Below are 17244 nucleotides of genomic sequence, written 5' to 3' on the forward strand. Positions count from 1 at the left end.
TTGAGCGCTATCTCGAAGAGGCTTTCTTGAGGCGTGATTCGGCGAGCGGGTGGCGGGTGACGCGGGTGGCAGGTGGCCGCCCTACTCCTCGTCGACGCCTCTAAGGATTTTGCCGATGGTTGCACCCGAAAAACCGCGCGACGCCAGAAAGCGCTGCTGCTTGGCCCGCTCGGCAGGCGTTTCGGGACGCTCACCGAATTTTTTCTGCCAAACCGCCTGGGCGCGCGCGAATTCGGTCTCACGCAGTTGTGCCTTGGCATCTTCGACGAGCGTTGGATCGACCGCATGCTGCTTCAATTCACCGAGAATCCGGCTGGCGCCGAGACGCGACGAGCGGCGGTGAATCAGACTTTCGGCAAAACGCGAATTGGACAGCCAGTTTTCGGCTTCCAACTGATCGAGCAGCGTGTCGAGCGAATCGGTTTCTTCGACGAACGGTTTAAGTTTGCGCGCGAGTTCGGTACGGCTGTATTCGCGGCGAGAGAGATAGCCGAGCGCGCGTCCTTTTAGCGAACGGGCTGGGCGTTTGGAGTTTTTGGCTTCGTCCTGCTCCGGCTTCGCTTCGCCTGGCTGGCGACGCGAGCGGCTGTAGGTCGCCTCGGTGAATTCGGCGACCTCGGCGGTTTCGGAAGGCTCCGAGCCCGCCGACGGGGAAGACTTGAGCGGTGCGCGCCGCGAGCTCCGGCCCTCGGCGCGATCATGCGCGTCGAACGATTCGAACGGATCGAACCGTTCCGACGAATCGTCTTCATCACGCGGGCCGTCCGCACTGCGTCCAGCATCAGACAACGGCCGGCCCTTGCGTATCACGTGACGGTTACTCTTCTTCGTCCGCGACTTCAGCGCCGGCACCTGCGCCCGCCACTGAATCGGCCATGGCATTCACGCCCAGCGACTCACGGATACGATTTTCGATCTCACGAGCGATTTCCGGATTTTCGCGCAGGAATTCACGCGCGTTGTCCTTGCCCTGACCGATACGTTCGCCGTTGTAGCTGTACCAGGCGCCAGCCTTGTCGACGATCTTGGCCGCGACGCCCAGATCGATGACTTCACCCTGACGCGAAATACCCTCGCCGTACAGAATGTCGAAAATCGCTTCGCGGAAGGGTGGCGATACCTTGTTCTTGACGACCTTTACGCGCGTTTCATTGCCGATCACTTCGTCGTTCTTCTTGATCGAACCGATACGGCGAATGTCCAGACGCACCGACGCGTAGAACTTCAGCGCGTTACCGCCCGTGGTGGTTTCCGGGTTGCCGAACATCACGCCGATCTTCATGCGGATCTGGTTGATGAAGATCACGAGGCAATTCGTGCGCTTGATCGTGCCGGTGAGCTTGCGCAGCGCTTGCGACATCAGACGCGCTTGCAGACCCGGCAGCGAGTCGCCCATTTCGCCTTCGATTTCAGCCTTCGGCACCAGTGCCGCGACCGAGTCGATCACGATCATGTCGATCGAGCCCGAACGCACCAGCGCGTCGGCGATTTCGAGCGCCTGCTCGCCGGTGTCCGGCTGCGAAACCAGCAACTCGTTCACGTTCACGCCGAGCTTGCTCGCGTACTGGATGTCCAGCGCGTGCTCCGCGTCGATAAACGCCGCCGTGCCGCCGATCTTTTGCATTTCGGCAATGACTTGCAGCGTCAGCGTGGTTTTACCGGACGATTCCGGGCCATAAATCTCGACCACACGACCGCGCGGCAAACCGCCGACGCCCAAGGCGATGTCGAGGCCGAGCGATCCGGTCGAAACCACCTGGATGTCTTCGATTACCTCACCTGCGCCGAGCCGCATGACCGACCCTTTGCCGAACTGCTTTTCGATCTGCGCGAGTGCGGCAGCGAGTGCCTTGCTCTTTTCAGCAGTCAGTCCAGCCGAGCCTTTCTTGCTTTCTTCCATGAATCGTCCTTTGCTATGATGAACGGCGTCTGAGGCAGGTGTGCAGTCCACTTTGCGATGGCGACACACGAAACTCAGACACTGTATAAAAAAACAGTAGTTTTGGCAAGTGCGATTCTCATGCGAACACGCATTTTTACCGTCGCACCGCCCAACTACCCACAATAATTTTCGGAGACCGCCGCGCGCCGGGGCACACCTCACGGCGCCGGCAAGGTGGGCTGGCGCATCATGCGAATTCTGATTGCCGAAGACGACAGCATACTCGCGGACGGTCTGGTTCGATCACTCCGCCAATCGGCCTATGCCGTTGATCTAGTGAAGAATGGCGTCGACGCCGATACCGCGCTTTCGGTACAAACTTTCGACCTGCTGATTCTCGATCTGGGCCTGCCGCGCATGTCCGGACTCGAGGTGCTGCGCCGCCTGCGCGCGCGCAATTCCAACCTGCCGGTGCTGATCCTGACCGCCGCGGACAGCGTGGACGAACGCGTCAAAGGCCTCGATCTCGGCGCCGACGACTACATGGCCAAGCCCTTCGTGCTGACCGAACTCGAAGCGCGCGTGCGGGCGCTGACCCGGCGCGGCGCGGGCGGCGGCCCGACCGTGGTGAAGCATGGTTCGCTGTCGTTCGATCAGGTGGGCCGGATCGCCCACGTCAACGACCAGGTGCTCGACCTCTCGGCGCGCGAACTCGGCTTGCTCGAAGTACTGCTGCAGCGGATCGGCCGGCTGGTCTCGAAGGAACAACTCGTCGATCACCTGTGCGAATGGGGCGAGGAAGTCAGCAACAACGCGATCGAGGTCTACGTGCACCGGCTGCGCAAGAAAATCGAGCCGAGCGGCGTGCGCATCATTACCGTGCGGGGCCTGGGCTATTGCCTCGAGAAAGCCGCCTCGCCCGTCGACGCGAATCCGCCTGCCTCACCAGCGCAAATGCAGGCACCTGTGCGAGCGCACAGCCCCGCCGACCCCGAGCCGCCCGCTTCGCCGCCGTCCGGCGCGATGCCGGCGAGTCACCACTTCAAATAGAGAGCGCCCATGTCGGCCCGCGCAGATCGCGCCACGGCGCGCGCCGCGGACCTCGACGAGGCGCGCGACGCCCGTTACGCCAACCCGTTCGCGCCGCCCGACGAAACCGAAGCCGCCGCTGAAGCGCGCCCGCGCTCGCTGTTCGGCGAGATTCTCGACTGGATGCTGGCGCCGCTGCTGCTGCTGTGGCCGATGAGCCTCGCGGTCACCTATCTGGTCGCGAAGTCGATCGCGAATGGCCCGTTCGACCGCGCGCTCGAAACCGACGCCTATGTGCTGGCCCGTCAGATTCATCCGGCGAACGGGGTGGCGGAGCTGACGCTGCCCGACGCCATGCGCGATTTTCTCCGTACCGACAATGTGGACCGCGTGTTCTATCAGGTGCTGGGCACGCGCGGCGAACTGGTGGGCGGCGAACGCGACATGCCGCTGCCGCATGAAGAGGACCGGCCGCAGCCGGGCCTGGTCGAGTTCCGCGACGACATGCTGCGCGGCAACGACATCCGCGTCGCTTATACGACCGTCGAATTTCCGCAGACGCCCGGGGCGCAGCCGGTGCTGGTGCAGGTCGCCGAAACGCTCGACAAACGCAGCCAGCTCGCCAACGACATCATTAAAGGCGTGATCCTGCCGCAGTTCGTGATTCTGCCGCTCGCAATCCTGCTGGTGTGGTTCGGTCTGTCGCGCGGCCTCGCGCCGCTGCACGCGCTGCAGGCGCATATCCGCGCGCGCCGGCCGGACGATCTGTCGCCGCTGGAAGCCCGCCGCGCGCCGCCGGAAATCGAACCGCTGGTGACCTCGTTCAACGATCTGCTGACGCGCCTCGAACAGAACATGGAGCTGCAGAAGCGCTTTATCGCCGACGCCGCGCATCAGATGAAAACGCCGCTCGCCGGCCTGCGCACTCAGGCCGAACTGGCGTTGCGCCAGGATGCGTCGGCGGAAGTGCATCGCTCGCTCGAACAGATCGCGACCAGTTCGGCGCAGGCTGCGCGGCTCGTCACGCAATTACTGGCGCTGGCGCGCGCTGAAAACCGCCTTTCGGGACAGATTTTCACGCCGGTCGAGGTGACCGAAGTCGCCCGCAGCGCGGTGCGCGACTGGGTGCAAGCCGCCCTCGCCAAGCAGATGGACCTCGGCTACGAAGCGCCGGACGAACCCGTCGACGTCGACGGCAATCCGGTCATGCTGCGCGAAATGCTGTCGAATCTGATCGACAACGCAATCCGCTACACGCCGCCGGGCGGCCGCATCACGGTCCGGGTGAGGCACGACGCGGCTGCGCGCCGGGTGCATCTGGAGGTCGAAGACACCGGGCTCGGCATTCCGGTCGCCGAACGTTCGCGGGTCGTCGAGCGCTTCTACCGGATCCTGGGCCGCGAAGCCGACGGCAGCGGGCTCGGGCTGGCGATCGTCCGCGAGATCGCGACCATGCATGGCGGCGAGCTGACGATCGACGACAACGTCTATCAGACCTCGCCCCGACTGGCCGGCACCCTCGTTCGTGTCAGTTTGCAGGTGCATGAGCGGGACGGGACTTACCCTAACCGAGCTTAGGGAGGCAAAAATCCCCATTCAATATTGAGATGCGATTAACAGATGTTAGCGAACGATATCTGAAAAATAGCAGGTATTTGGCTGAATTTTCGCGTCACCCAGAGAATCGCGATCCACCCCCTCCACGTCAGTACGCCGTAAGTTTCCACTCCAATAATCCCAGCACGGGCGCCCTGTAACGGACGCGCCACGTACATATCAATATTGAAGATTGGAGACGACATATGGCTACCGTTGGCGGGCAAATCTCGCACGTGCCGATGACGCGCGATGAGAAGCGGGTGATCTTCGCATCGTCGCTAGGCACGGTTTTCGAGTGGTACGACTTCTTCCTGGCCGGCTCGCTCGCGGCCTTTATCAGCAAGAGCTTCTTCTCCGGCGTCAATCCGACCGCCGCCTTCGTGTTCACGCTGCTCGGCTTCGCCGCGGGTTTCGCGGTGCGGCCGTTCGGCGCGATCGTGTTCGGGCGGCTGGGCGACATGGTCGGACGCAAATACACGTTCCTGATCACGATCCTGATCATGGGCTTCTCGACCTTTCTGGTGGGCTTCCTGCCGGGATACGCGTCGATCGGCTTCGCGTCGCCGGTGATCTTCATCGCGATGCGGATGCTGCAAGGCCTCGCGCTCGGCGGCGAGTACGGCGGCGCGGCCACCTACGTGGCCGAACACGCGCCGCCGGGACGCCGCGGCTTCTACACGTCGTGGATCCAGGCCACCGCCACGCTCGGCCTGTTCCTGTCGCTGCTCGTGATTCTGGGTGTGCGCACGGCGATCGGCGAAGAGGCGTTCGGCGCCTGGGGCTGGCGCGTGCCGTTCGTCGCGTCGATCATCCTGCTGGGCGTGTCGGTGTGGATTCGTCTGCAACTGCACGAATCGCCGGTGTTCGAGCGCATCAAGGCCGAGGGCAAGACCTCCAAGGCACCGCTGACGGAGTCGTTCGCCCAGTGGAAGAACCTGAAGATCGTGATCCTCGCGCTGGTCGGGCTGACCGCCGGCCAGGCCGTGGTCTGGTACACGGGGCAGTTCTACTCGCTGTTCTTCCTGACGCAGACGGTCAAGGTGGACGGCAGCAGCGCCAACATCATGATCGCGATCGCGCTGTTGATCGGCTCGCCGTTCTTCCTGTTCTTCGGCTCACTGTCGGACCGCATCGGCCGCAAGCCGATCATCATGGCGGGCCTGCTGATCGCGGCGCTCACCTACTTCCCGCTGTTCAAGGCGCTGACGCACTTCACCAACCCGGCGCTCGAAGCCGCGAGCGCACGCGCGCCGATCGTCGTGGTCGCGAATCCGGACGAGTGCTCGTTCCAGTTCAATCCGGTGGGGACGTCCAAGTTCACGAGTTCGTGCGACATCGCCAAGAGCGCTTTGTCGAAGGCCGGTCTGAACTACGAGAACGTGGCGGCGCCGGCGGGCACGCTGGCCGAGATCAAGGTCGGCGATACGGTGGTTAACACGTATGACGGCAAGGCGGTCGACGCCAAGGAGCAAGGCAAGGCGTTCGACAAAACGCTCGCCGGCACGCTGAAGACCGCGGGTTATCCGCCGAAGGCCGATCCATCGCAGATCAACTGGCCGATGACCGTGGTGATCCTGACAATCCTGATGATCTACGTGACGATGGTCTACGGGCCGATTGCGGCGATGCTGGTGGAGATGTTCCCGACGCGAATCCGTTACACGTCGATGTCGCTGCCGTATCACATCGGCAATGGCTGGTTCGGTGGCTTCCTGCCGGCAACCGCGTTCGCGATCGTAGCGGCGAAGGGCAACATTTACTCGGGGCTGTGGTATCCGATCGTGATCGCGCTGATCACCTTCGTGATCGGCATGCTGTTCGTGAAGGAGACCAAGGACTCGGACATCTACGCGCAGGACTAACACGCGTGATGGACTGCCAACTTGAAAAAGTTGCGCGCCGGGGGTTGACAGTCTCCGGCGCGGTCAGCATAATCTCGCTTCTTTCGGCGAATTAGCTCAGTTGGTTAGAGCGACGGAATCATAATCCGCAGGTCCGGGGTTCGAGTCCCTGATTCGCCACCAAATGCAACGCGAAGGCCCGCACTCTCACGAGTTGCGGGCTTTTTCGTTTTCGGCGCGGTGAGCCACTTGGTGAGCCATCCGCCCAATGCACAAGTTGCCCCATCTGACCAAAAACCGCTTCGGTGTCTACTACCTTCGGCTCGCTCACAACGGCCAGGAGGTCAAACGGTCGCTCCGCACGAAAGACTTCCGGCACGCTAAACTTCTTGCGCTCGCGTTCAATCTAGAACTCGCCATGAAGACGCCGGACGACAAGCCGAAAGCCGCAGACTTCAACCTCGACGCCGAGGCGTTGAAGCGTCTGGACGTCATCTTTCCGGACGGCACGCAGGTCAAGGACATCAACACCGACGACGATGTGCGGCGGGCGAAAGAGCTTTTCGGAGACCGCTTCGTCTCCGCGATGGCCGCCCCGCTCGATCTCCCGATACTGACTCCCCAAACGATGGCGGCGATTGCCGCGCAACAGGCAAATTCGGCGCCGAAGAAGCGCGGCAAACTGTTCGCGGACGTCGTGAAGCTTTACGTGCGGGAAAAAGCGCTCGACAACACGGCCAGAACGATCGCGGCCAAGCAAGGGGCATTTGACGACTTTGTCGCCAAGGCGGGCGCGCGGGCCATGGACGCTTATTCGCTAGACGATGCTGTTGCCTACAAAAACCGTCTTATCGAAGCGGGCGGGAGCGCGAGCCGGATCAATTCGAAGCTGTCTTACCTGCGCGACCTGTTTGCTTACTCCATGACAAACGGCCAGCATCCCGGCCCGAATCCGTTTGAAAACGCCAAGGTGTCTTCGAAGTCGAAGCTGGAACAGCAGAAGCGCTCGTATAAGCCGTTTACTGGCGAAGACCTCAAAACCATCTTCTCCCCGGACACCTACCCCGCGCGAATGGACAAACCGGGATACCGCTGGCTTCCATTCCTCGCCTTGTATTCGGGCGCGCGGCTTGAAGAATTGGCGAGCCTTGCCTTGTGGCAAATCCAAAGGGACGGCGATATTTGGTTTTTCGAACTCGTCAAAGCCAAGAACTCGAACTCTCTGCGTCGCATTCCTCTTCACGCAACGATCGTTGAATCCGGCTTCCTCGCATATGTCGAAAAGACTAAAGCCAGCGGGGCGACGCAACTGTTCCCCGAGCTCAAACCGGGCAAAAACGGCTACGGAAAAAATGTCACCAGGCGCTTCGGCGACTACCTTGACGACCTTAGCATCACCGACGACAGGAAGGTCTTTCACAGTTTCCGCCATACGTTCATCGCGCGTATGAGCGCCCGGAATGTCCACCCGGCGATGCTCATGGCGTTGGTCGGCCATTACGATCAAGCAAAGGTCGATTTCAGCAGCCCGCATTTCACCAATTACCAACATGACAAGACGCTTGCGGAATTAAAGGCAACGATTGACCTGTTCGACATTCAGTTGCCGCTCTCCTTTTAAAATTAACGCGCGGCCAGACAAACCAAACCTAAGCGAACCCAAAAAATGCCGCCCCCATTGACCTACGAAATCAACATAGCCGCCAGCCCAAATAACGGAACACCCGCTTTTTCAGGCACTCTTCGGAGAGTGAACGTCTTGCTTGGAGCGAATGGTTCGGGAAAGAGTCGCTTGCTACAACGAATAATCCAAAGCGTCGAGGCCATTTTCGGGCCGGAGCGCACGGCCGTTCACATTGAAGGAGGCCGAGCCGTTCAGATCAATGGGAGCGTGGGATTAGACACCAACACTATGCAGGTTTATTCCAACGTCTCTCAGGCACAACAACAATATCGCCACACGCGGCGCGCAACGTTGGCGAGCCGCATCAACCGGACTTTTGTGCTGCTCGAAGCGCTCGAGCGGGAGCAGAAACAGGCCCACTCCGACCGTGTGGTCGAATGGCAATCGACCGACAGGCTAGGAGACGCGCCAAGTCGCGAGACCCCTCCAATGACACGGCTCGCAGAGCTGTTTCAAGAGGTTTTCCCTGCGATGAAAATCTCCGTCCGGCCCGACAACCACCTCTATGTCAAGAAAGGCGACGCAGAGTATCTTGTGTCGCAGATGTCAGAGGGAGAGAGGCAGGTTTTCACCCTGCTGGCTGAAATTGCGCTACTGACCAACGAGCGGTCCGTGTTTTTTGTCGACGAACCTGAGCTGAATCTTCACCCTACACTGGCCGAGCGCCTTTGGGTCTCCCTCGAAGAGGCATTCCCGGACGACATCTTCGTCTATGCAACACATAGCCTGCCATTTGCTATGAGAAGTGGCGTTGACGCCGTATTTGCGCTCGGCCATGGCCAAATCGACATGACAAAGGCCCACGCTGATGTCGATCTACGTCCTTTCCTGGGCTCCATCCCGGGAATCGTCAGGGCCAAACATTGCATCTTTGTCGAGGGAGAAGAGCAATCCTTTGACGCGACACTATATCGCTGGCTCCTTGGTCGAGACGACGTGGAGGTTATCCCGGTCGGCGCCTCGAACGAGGTAATGAGCGCGGCGGCCCGTTCGGGCATCTGGCAACAGCTTTCGGCCGGTATAAACGTCTGCGGCATCGTCGACCGCGATTACAAGCCGACAAATGCAGCAAACAACAATAGAGTCCTCGTGCTCCCCGCGCACGAAGCGGAATCGCTGCTATGCCATCCTGCCCTAGTGCAGACTCTGCAGGCAAAGCTTGGCATCGTGGCGGACATCACCGAGGGCCAAGTGCTGGACGAGCTTGTTCGATTAGCCGAGGGCCGGTTGCCCTACGTAGTCGCACAGCGAGTTTTTGCACGGAGCTATATCAACCTGCGACTGTCGCTCGCAAAGACGGATTTTGCGGCGATCCAGACCGTGGACGATTTGCGACCGAGCATAGCCGCCGCTGCGGCCAGCGAAGCCGACAAGGCGCACACTGCGTTTAACGCGGGCGGCCTCGACACAATCATCTCTGAGGAGGAGACGCGGTGCGTTGCAGCCATTAGCAGCCGCGACGTCGATGGAATATTGACTCTTTTCGAGGGGAAGCGCGCCTTGGCTTCACTATCGAAACTAGCCGGTTGCCCATCGCCACAGACAATGCTGCGCGCGGCGATCAAGCATCTCGCGGTAGACAATTTTGCGCATCTTTCCTCGTTGAAACGGTCGCTATTGAGCCTGTTGGCGTAGATGTTGGCGCTGGCCCGATAACCCCTGTTTCAATTTGGCTGATCTGGATGCCTCTTCGTAGGTTCGGCGAGGTCGCTCATCATCTTCTCGCCTTTTGCCATCGATTTTGCAATGTGTTTGAGGGCGAGATCCTTGAACCATTCGAGCTCTCGCCGACAATTGGTTTTTCTCGCGTCTGAAACCCACAGGCAGCCAGTCCTTAGAATGCTGAGAAAAGACTCTGCCCCGCAATAGTGATAAACCGTGTTTGCCGTCGCCATGGCTTTCCCTGTTTTCTATGAGCGCCAATGCATGGCGCGCTCCTATTTTGACTTCGCCAAGGGGTCGCGGATATCGAGGGATCATGCCGGGTCAAGGGCGGGCGCAGCCCAGCGGAGCGAATCCTTGACGCGCGACAGACCGAACATGAGAAAAGGCTGGGGGCGGCAAAGTCGCGCCCCCAACCCGCTCCACAACGGGCGGCGATCAACGGCCTAGAACGCTGGCTCATCGACTCGGCCAACGCAACCTTGACACCTATGGCCCATCCTGACTTTTGGCGTCAGGAATATACCGAGAGTCATTTCGAAGGGTATCTTTTACATTTTTGTCGGAGACGATTTCGGCATCAAACAATCCGCTTGGGTCTGACGTGACGAAATCTGGCGGCACGCCAGTATAGTTTCCCGTGAAAAAATCTATATGAGTTTTCCCCACGATTCCGCCACCTTTATCTCCTGCAATTACATACCCATCGTGAACCCGCTCGACACCTGAATCGTTAAAATGCCAACCGCGCAATTTCGGTATGAAAAAGACTGTTCCTATCGGTGTGTATTTCGTATCGACCGCGATGGTTCTAAATGGAATCAGGCGTTTTCCTTGCACGCCCAATCCGAATTCAGCGTTGCCCGCAACTTTTACCCAGGCCTGTCTCCCGAGTTGCTCATTGACAGTCGAGCCAAGTTTTTTGTAAGAGCACACGGCCGACTTAACGGGCGCCAATCCGTCTGCATTGTAAATTTCGATTGCAGAATCCACCTGCACCCTGATAGTGCCTTGGAGTGCGCCAAAGCAAAAATCCTCATTAGATATCGAAATTCCAAGCGTTTTTCCGCTTTTGGAATATAGGGAGGATGCAGATTGCTCTTTATCGATTTTTACCGCATGAACGTAATATCTTGTCGCATAAAGTCGTTTGATCTCTCCTTGTGAGGCTGGCGCTGGAAAGTCGAATAAATCCTTTTTCTGATTTAGGGCGTTCGGCTGATCAGCGACAGCCAAATAAGGCATGCCAATGGCGAAAATCGCAATGGCTATGCTCAGCAATCGATGCATTGTTCTCTCCGTCATCGCGTCAACTGTTTTGACGTTTGGTTATGGTCGCAAGTCCGCTTTCCAAGCAATAAAACAAAATGCTTCTTATGAACGACGCGAACAAAACGCTATGCCGAGATGGAAATTTTTTGCCAAGCGCCTCACCTGGCAGGTCGTTTTTACGCAGTCCCACAATATGTTGAACGAAACGATGTGTCAAGGGAGACACCCCGTCTTCGCGAGTGAGAAGCCGATCCCACCAGACGCGTTGAGCGGCCGAAAGCAAATCGGAGACGCATCGATCTCGGCCAAACTTGGCGGTTTAGACCTCCGCCACCGAACGCTCGGGCCATGTCGTTTTCTGACATAAACATAATACCCGACGCCAACCCAATCCGCATATTTCGACCCAATGCTTTTTGCAAAGCGAGTGATTTTCTTTGATCGATTTCAACGCCACAAATCGCGGCATTTTTCCACGCACCTTGTAATTCTAGTTTTTCGTCAGACAATTAAGGTAAAGTTGCGGCGTTTCTGAATTCGGAATATTCCATGAGCGCGTTTATTCGAGAAGGCGACACAACCTCCCATAACGGAAAAGTCCTTTCCTGTTCGCCCGAACACAAGGTCGACGGAGTTCCGATTGCCCGTCTGGGAGACATGGTGTCCTGCCCGAAGTGCGGCGGCGTCTATCCGATCGTCCAGATTCTGCCTCGAGGCATGAGCATGGGCGGGAAATGCCCCGCCTTCGAAGGCGACAAAACGGCTTGCGGCGCGACGCTCATCGCCACGCAGTCGGTCGCGACTGCTCAGCCCACCAGTGGGTCGGGCGGACAGGCGGGGCCAATCGCAAGCCATCAGACAGCGAGCGACGCGCCAGGGCCATACCGGGGTCGATTCCAAGTCCTCGACGAGTCCACCGGCCAGCCAATCCCCAACCACCCCTACACGCTGCACACGTCCGACGGAAGCGTGATTTCAGGCACAACCGACGCGACCGGCCACACTCAATGGCATGAAGCAGACGAGCCCGCTTCGCTGCGGTTCTCGTCCCCCTCGACCCAAGTCAAAGGCGGAGCCGGCGACGAATGAGCGGCGACGCCTACAACACCGGCTCAGGGTCTGGCGGCACGGCCGGCGGCTCGGGCCAGACCACGTCCGTCCGCCTGAACGCGACCGGCCTCAGCCCTGCGGACAAGAAGGTCCTGTGCAAAGCCATCTGCGTGTGCAATCGCCAACCGGACGAGGGCAGGGACGGCGCAGACTTGAAGCAACAGTGCGTCTCGCGCAACCTGCGCGACTTGGACAAGTCGATGAACTGGCAAAGCCCCTACAAGGCAGAAGTCAACTATGACATGTCGCAAGATCCGCCGGCGCCGATCATGCGCTCGGCCAGCCCTTTGGAGCCGCACGGCTATTTGCCGGGATGGATTCAGAAGTATTGGCCCGGCGGCCTCGCCGATTACCCGGCCGGTTCGGGCGCCGTGCGGCGCCCCGACGCGGTGATCGTGAACAACCCGGCGCTGCCGCCGACGCAAGACAACCTGCGCTCCGTGGTGGAGGTCAAGTTTCCACCGCAGACGATCGACAAGGAGCAGCAAGCCGCCGACGGCCGCATCGCCGGATCGCCCGACAAGGCGACGGTCATGGGCCCCGGCGACTGCGATTGCTCCCAAGACGACGGCGACGAGAATCCGGCGAAATCCGCCGTCTCCGACACCATGTCCCAGCTCGGCCGCTCGCTTCGAGCGCTGTTTTCGTCGCGGCCGCCCAGCCTGCCGGGGTTTGGCGGCGCGCCCGCCCCTCTCCCGCCGCTGCCGATTCCCTGATAGCCTTTGAGCGCTTGCCGCCAACCGAGACATGATGGACAAGAACTTTTTGCAATGGGCCAGGGAGAACCAGTCGAAGGCCCTCATCCCCAACGCCGTGTTGGAGCCGCGCCATTCCCACGAGGGAATCGGCGCTGCGGTCGTCATTCGCGGCTGCCTGTATTTCGAGAAGGCCTATGACGCGGAGGTCCGCGAGGCGCTCGCGCAGTGCTTCGACGACTACTGCGCCGCGGCCGGCGACAAGCTGACTTTCCTTTGGCACAACGCCAAGGCGGCGCAAGCTTTCAAGAAGGCGAAGCCAATGCGCGAGCTCGCCGCCAAGCTGGGAGAAAACGACCGCTTCGATTTCGACTATGTGAGCGGCGAGCGAGCCAGCGACGCGGGCTTTTGGAGCTTCAACATCTTCGGAATGCGCGGGTGGGAGCAGAAGATGGGAACTCGGGGCGTCGACGTTCTCGAATTCTCATTCCCAATGGTCGCGATACAAGAAGACCCTGACGCGTTCGCCGGCATGTTCTTCCGCTTTGCCCAACGGCTCAAAGCGGTGCGAGGCCACGCCGGCTTCGCCGTCAATCTCTCGCCGACCGACCAGACCGAGAACGAGTCGACCGAGTATTGGGTCAGCCAGCTCATGCCCGGCCTCGATGTCGGCTCGCCCCCGGCGAACGCCGAGCGCGACATGCAAGACAAGATCAAGAGCGTCGACTGGCTCACGGCCATCAGCAAGGACATGCTCGATCGCGTTGGCGGCGTAAGCAAGCTGCGCTCCGAATTGCCGCCCGCTTGGTTCTCCTTCGGCGACTACGGGGCTGGCGTGGTCATACGGGCTGGCGTTCTGCCTGACGGCGGGCTGTCCGAGAGCGAAGACAAGCCCCCAGTCTTGCCGCCTGCGTATGTCGTCCTCGACGCGGCGCTGCGGCCGATCCGCGCGAGCGAGATGGAGATCTTGCAGCGCGGCACAGTCAACGGCGACGCGCCGGTCTACAACACGAAGGCGTCGACGGCTGCGTGGCTCCGCCGCTTCGAAACGGACGAAAACCGGCTGCTCGCCGCCAAGGCCGCGCTGCTCGACACGCCGCAGCTCACGGCCGCCAACGCATTGCCAAATCCGCTCTGATTCGCCTCGCCGCTCCATCGCGCTTGCTGAGTCAAGGGCGAGCGCACGCGCTCGGCGAAGCGCACCCTTGACGCGTGAGTTCTGCGGAAAATGGCAAAGGATTGCGGGCGACGCTTCATCGCCCGCAATCCTGGAAAATCGCCTTGTTGCACGCGCGGCCTCGGTTCAACGCCCGAACGAATCGAAATGCCTAGCCGCTCACCCCCCTGATCGCAGCTTGGTATTTCGCGGCGATTTCGTTCGTGGGCTGGCCAGCCGGTTGCTGCGCCGCAGCCGGCTTTGCGCTGCGAGCATCAACATCCGCCCGCGCTTCGCCGGGGGAGCAGCCGAACCGCTCGCGAAACGCGCGGTTGAATGTCGGCTCGCTTGAAAAGCCGACCGCGAACGCGATCTCGGCAATTCTTTGCCGGGCGTGGCGCGGGTCCGCGAGCCGCCGCATCGCCTCGTCCAAGCGCCGCGCCCGAATCTGCCTGGCCACGCCCCCGTTCTCCGCAAACAGGCCATATAGGGCAGTCCGGGACATTTTGAGCTCCCGCCTAAGCGCCTCGGCGTCAAAGTCGGACTCGCCAAGCCGCCGTTCGATCAGGCTCATGGCCTGCGCGCGAAGCATTGGCGCCAATCGCGGGTCATCTCGGGACGCAGCCCGCTCCACTTTCGGCAGCAGGCACGCGGCCAGAAGGCCTAATGTCGCGTCCGCCGCCGTTCGCGATTCATCTTCCGTCATGGCGGTCAGCGTTTGCGCGAGAGCGCAAATGTGCGACGACACCAAGGCGCCAATCGGATCGCGCGCATCAAACGATGCCCCGTGCAGGCGGGAACCCTCCGGCATTCTTCTGTCGAGCGCCGCGCGCGGGATGCTGAGCGTCAGCATCGGCGCGTCGCGAGCGAAACCGATGTTCTCCACCGCCATGTCCCGAACCGCGACGGACCGCAAAGGCACGTTTTGTTGCCCTGAGGCGAATTCAGATACGAGCTCCCCACCCAGCAAGCAATGCACAAGATAGTGGTCGACTCCCGATGTGGCAATTCGCCGCCGCGTTCGCTGAAACTGGACCTCGTCCTTGGCGGAATGCGAGGTGAGCAGCATGCTGCCGCCTAGGTCCCACGTTTCAATCTTCGCCCTGAATTCGCCCGCCCGCTGGATTTCATAAATGGGAGCCAACGCGCCCCGCCAAATCTCCTCACCGTCTTTCGGTTTCAACAATGAGCTATCAAATTTGAGTGGCTTCGGCATTCCCCGGACCCGTCGATGTTTTGACGAATCTTATTCTCGATCCCTTTCTTTTCTATTAAGCCAAGCCATAAAAACGCCTGCTCGGACGAAACGACAAGAAAAGTCGAACAATTTGAGCGGCGGAGAAAAAAGCGCTGCTGGATGATTCGCCCATGCCGAGCGCCGCAATTAATGCGGGCCGAAATTAGACTTGAAACGGGGTTGGCATGGCGAGAATGGAAAGTCCCGCAGGCAGCGGGCCGTTGGCGCAATGCGCCGACGTCAGCGGCGCGGCCGTGGGGAAAAGCCTCCGTTTGAGATTTTTCGCGCCGTCCGCCTCTGGTTTCAGCTTTTCAAGGCCGAAGCTTACGCCGCTGAGGCAGGCTTCGCTCCATTGGGATGGCTTTTTCGAGAACCTCGCGCTCAAGCTGAATCGCTTTTTCGCGCAGCGCCGCCCTGTCGCGCGCCATGGCAGACACGTCGCCGACGATGCGCAGGATCGCGCGCCGGTCCTCAGGCGGAAGCCCGCTGAGAGCCTCAACGATCTCCCCCGCGTCCTCCATTGGCTTGCCTCGGTATTCGCCGAACAGCGCGCTTATGGGGCACTGAAAAAGGTGCGCAAACTGCGCAAGCCGAAAGATCGTTGGCGCAATGACTCCGTTTTCGATGCGCGAAACAGTCTCTTTTTCAAGCCCCAGCGCGTCTGCAACGCGAACCTGCGTGTAGCCCGCCGCTTTCCTGAAATGGGCGATTGCGGCGCCGATTCGCTTTGCGAGATCGGTGTCGCCCGTCGATTCGTCGCCCTTCATCTGTGATCTCCTCGCGTCACAAAAAAACGACGCCAGACATCATTTTCGACGTGTCGAAGCGTGTCGAATTGACGTCTGGAGTTATTATCACGACGCAATGCATCAACTTATCGACTTAACGAACAACAGTGGGCAACCGCGCAGGGCTTCGCCCGAGCTGTCGCCCGCATCGGGGCCAACCATGAACAAACCAAACAAAACCGCAGCATTCGCCATTTCATCCCTTGCGCTCGCCGCGCTTGCCGCCTGCGGCGGCGGTGGCAGTGGCAATTCCTCCTCGTCGACGAGCGCGAACGGCACGGGCGCCACAACGCCTCCGCCCACTGCGGCGATTGCATTGCTGGCGCCCGCCGGTCCATCGGCCGGTGCGTTCACGCCAACGGGCAACGTGATTGCCGACTCGATCGCGTATGCGAACAGCATGCGGCTGCAACTCGGCCTCAAGGCGTTCAATCCGTCGGCCACCAATTCCTCGGGCTCGCCGATCACGGACGTGACGACGGCCGCAGCGAACCACGCGCTTTACATGTATGACAACAACTATGTCGGCCACTACGAAACGTCGGGCCTGCCGGGCTACACGGGCTACGCTCCGTCGGATCGCGTGACAGCCGCTCACTACGTGATGAGCCAATCGACGAACTCAGTCGGCGAAATCGCCGCTGGCATCGGCGGGGCGTTCACCTCGTCGACCCAAGCCGTCGACGGGCTGTTCGACGCCCCGTTCCACCGTGCGATTTTCTTGTTCGACACGACAAACGTGGGCTTCGGTCAAGGCCCGACAAACACGGACTCGGCGAAGTTCTCGACGCTGGTCGGCGACTTCACGGACTACGTGCAGAACACGCCGGACAACATCCTCGTGGCCTATCCGTATAACGGCCAGACGAACGTCAAGCCGTCGTGGGTCGCAAACGAATCGCCGAACCCGGTGGCGGCCTACAACAACGGCTCGCTCGAAGGCACCACGGTTGGCTACCCGGTGACGCTGAGCGCGGCAGGAAACGGCGCCTTCTCAAACATCGTCTTCACGATCACCGACGCGGCGGGCAATGCGGTGCCGTGCATCGAAACCGACAACACGAACAACACCGAGGCGACCCGTTTGGCAATGTGCGTGCCGAATTCGCCGCTGGCCAACAACACGGTTTACAAGGTCGCGGTGACGGGCTCGCTGACGAACACGAGCATCCCGCAGGCGACGGCGTTCTCGGTCAGTTGGTCGTTTACGACGGGCACGCCCTCGACAGCAGCCAACAAGCAAATCATCCCTGGCCGCACGACTATCCCGACCATTCTCAACTGAGGAG

14 protein-coding genes and 1 tRNA gene are annotated in these 17244 nt (G+C 60.5%); 10 read left to right on the top strand and 5 right to left on the bottom strand.

Features of this window, described 5'->3' with window-relative positions:
* Positions 1-81 precede the first annotated feature (81 nt).
* Both recX and recA read right to left on the bottom strand, forming a co-directional pair.
* Entirely contained in the window at positions 82-810 is a 729-nt protein-coding gene (gene recX, locus B0G83_RS21040) for a recombination regulator RecX (protein WP_105509547.1), read from the bottom strand.
* 7 nt (positions 811-817) lie between these two features.
* The gene (gene recA, locus B0G83_RS21045) at positions 818-1900 is read right to left on the bottom strand and encodes a recombinase RecA (RefSeq protein ID WP_105509345.1); all 1083 of its coding nucleotides are present in this window, start codon (positions 1898-1900) and stop codon (positions 818-820) included.
* A gap of 231 nt (positions 1901-2131) precedes the next feature.
* On the opposite strand from recA, the gene B0G83_RS21050 reads away from it, so the two are divergent.
* From B0G83_RS21050 to B0G83_RS21080, 6 genes are all read left to right on the top strand, one after another.
* A complete protein-coding gene (locus tag B0G83_RS21050; protein WP_105509548.1) occupies positions 2132-2932 on the top strand; it encodes a response regulator in 801 nt (266 codons plus the stop codon).
* Between the two features lie 9 nt (positions 2933-2941).
* Positions 2942-4489, top strand: a complete 1548-nt coding sequence (locus B0G83_RS21055; RefSeq protein ID WP_105509346.1) for a sensor histidine kinase — start codon at positions 2942-2944, stop codon at positions 4487-4489.
* A 224-nt stretch (positions 4490-4713) separates the two neighbouring features.
* On the top strand, positions 4714-6372 hold the full coding sequence (locus B0G83_RS21065; RefSeq protein ID WP_105509348.1) for an MFS transporter: 1659 nt from the start codon (positions 4714-4716) through the stop codon (positions 6370-6372).
* Between the two features lie 85 nt (positions 6373-6457).
* Positions 6458-6534: transfer RNA gene (locus B0G83_RS21070), tRNA-Met, on the top strand.
* Between the two features lie 85 nt (positions 6535-6619).
* On the top strand, positions 6620-7972 hold the full coding sequence (locus tag B0G83_RS21075) for a site-specific integrase (RefSeq protein ID WP_105509349.1): 1353 nt from the start codon (positions 6620-6622) through the stop codon (positions 7970-7972).
* Between the two features lie 57 nt (positions 7973-8029).
* Positions 8030-9670 carry an AAA family ATPase gene (locus B0G83_RS21080; protein WP_181156994.1) on the top strand — a complete coding sequence of 547 codons (1641 nt, stop codon included), beginning with the start codon at positions 8030-8032 and terminating at the stop codon, positions 9668-9670.
* Positions 9671-10186: 516 nt separating this feature from the next.
* Here B0G83_RS21080 and B0G83_RS21090 read toward each other — a convergent pair.
* Positions 10187-10987 carry a 3D domain-containing protein gene (locus B0G83_RS21090; protein WP_181156996.1) on the bottom strand — a complete coding sequence of 267 codons (801 nt, stop codon included), beginning with the start codon at positions 10985-10987 and terminating at the stop codon, positions 10187-10189.
* A gap of 531 nt (positions 10988-11518) precedes the next feature.
* On the opposite strand from B0G83_RS21090, the gene B0G83_RS21095 reads away from it, so the two are divergent.
* Genes B0G83_RS21095 through B0G83_RS21105 form a run of 3 tightly spaced genes read left to right on the top strand, consistent with a single transcriptional unit; the run spans position 11519 to position 13912 of the window.
* Positions 11519-12058, top strand: a complete 540-nt coding sequence (locus B0G83_RS21095) for a PAAR domain-containing protein (protein WP_105509352.1) — start codon at positions 11519-11521, stop codon at positions 12056-12058.
* Positions 12055-12795, top strand: a complete 741-nt coding sequence (locus B0G83_RS21100; RefSeq protein ID WP_105509353.1) for a VRR-NUC domain-containing protein — start codon at positions 12055-12057, stop codon at positions 12793-12795. The genes B0G83_RS21095 and B0G83_RS21100 overlap by 4 nt, the downstream gene beginning before the upstream one ends.
* Before the next feature lie 34 nt (positions 12796-12829).
* On the top strand, positions 12830-13912 hold the full coding sequence (locus tag B0G83_RS21105) for a type VI immunity family protein (RefSeq protein WP_105509549.1): 1083 nt from the start codon (positions 12830-12832) through the stop codon (positions 13910-13912).
* 190 nt (positions 13913-14102) lie between these two features.
* On the opposite strand, the gene B0G83_RS21110 is transcribed toward B0G83_RS21105, so the two are convergent.
* Both B0G83_RS21110 and B0G83_RS21115 read right to left on the bottom strand, forming a co-directional pair.
* Entirely contained in the window at positions 14103-15146 is a 1044-nt protein-coding gene (locus B0G83_RS21110; protein WP_105509354.1) for a helix-turn-helix domain-containing protein, read from the bottom strand.
* 332 nt (positions 15147-15478) lie between these two features.
* Positions 15479-15934 carry a helix-turn-helix domain-containing protein gene (locus B0G83_RS21115; protein ID WP_105509355.1) on the bottom strand — a complete coding sequence of 152 codons (456 nt, stop codon included), beginning with the start codon at positions 15932-15934 and terminating at the stop codon, positions 15479-15481.
* 181 nt (positions 15935-16115) lie between these two features.
* Here B0G83_RS21115 and B0G83_RS21125 point away from each other — a divergent pair, with 181 nt between their 5' ends.
* Positions 16116-17240, top strand: a complete 1125-nt coding sequence (locus tag B0G83_RS21125; protein ID WP_146120270.1) for a CAP domain-containing protein — start codon at positions 16116-16118, stop codon at positions 17238-17240.
* Positions 17241-17244 lie beyond the last annotated feature (4 nt).

The sequence above is a fragment of the Paraburkholderia sp. BL21I4N1 genome (assembly GCF_002973525.1).
GTDB lineage: Bacteria > Pseudomonadota > Gammaproteobacteria > Burkholderiales > Burkholderiaceae > Paraburkholderia.

Coding starts and splice junctions, on each gene's coding strand:
- B0G83_RS21065 (WP_105509348.1), top strand. CDS start 4,714: ATGGCTACCGTTGGCGGGCAAATCTCGCACGTGCCGATGACGCGCGAT.
- B0G83_RS21075 (WP_105509349.1), top strand. CDS start 6,620: ATGCACAAGTTGCCCCATCTGACCAAAAACCGCTTCGGTGTCTACTAC.
- B0G83_RS21100 (WP_105509353.1), top strand. CDS start 12,055: ATGAGCGGCGACGCCTACAACACCGGCTCAGGGTCTGGCGGCACGGCC.
- B0G83_RS21095 (WP_105509352.1), top strand. CDS start 11,519: ATGAGCGCGTTTATTCGAGAAGGCGACACAACCTCCCATAACGGAAAA.
- recA (WP_105509345.1), bottom strand. CDS start 1,900: ATGGAAGAAAGCAAGAAAGGCTCGGCTGGACTGACTGCTGAAAAGAGC.
- B0G83_RS21115 (WP_105509355.1), bottom strand. CDS start 15,934: ATGAAGGGCGACGAATCGACGGGCGACACCGATCTCGCAAAGCGAATC.
- B0G83_RS21105 (WP_105509549.1), top strand. CDS start 12,830: ATGGACAAGAACTTTTTGCAATGGGCCAGGGAGAACCAGTCGAAGGCC.
- B0G83_RS21090 (WP_181156996.1), bottom strand. CDS start 10,987: ATGCATCGATTGCTGAGCATAGCCATTGCGATTTTCGCCATTGGCATG.
- B0G83_RS21055 (WP_105509346.1), top strand. CDS start 2,942: ATGTCGGCCCGCGCAGATCGCGCCACGGCGCGCGCCGCGGACCTCGAC.
- B0G83_RS21125 (WP_146120270.1), top strand. CDS start 16,116: ATGAACAAACCAAACAAAACCGCAGCATTCGCCATTTCATCCCTTGCG.
- B0G83_RS21110 (WP_105509354.1), bottom strand. CDS start 15,146: ATGCCGAAGCCACTCAAATTTGATAGCTCATTGTTGAAACCGAAAGAC.
- B0G83_RS21050 (WP_105509548.1), top strand. CDS start 2,132: ATGCGAATTCTGATTGCCGAAGACGACAGCATACTCGCGGACGGTCTG.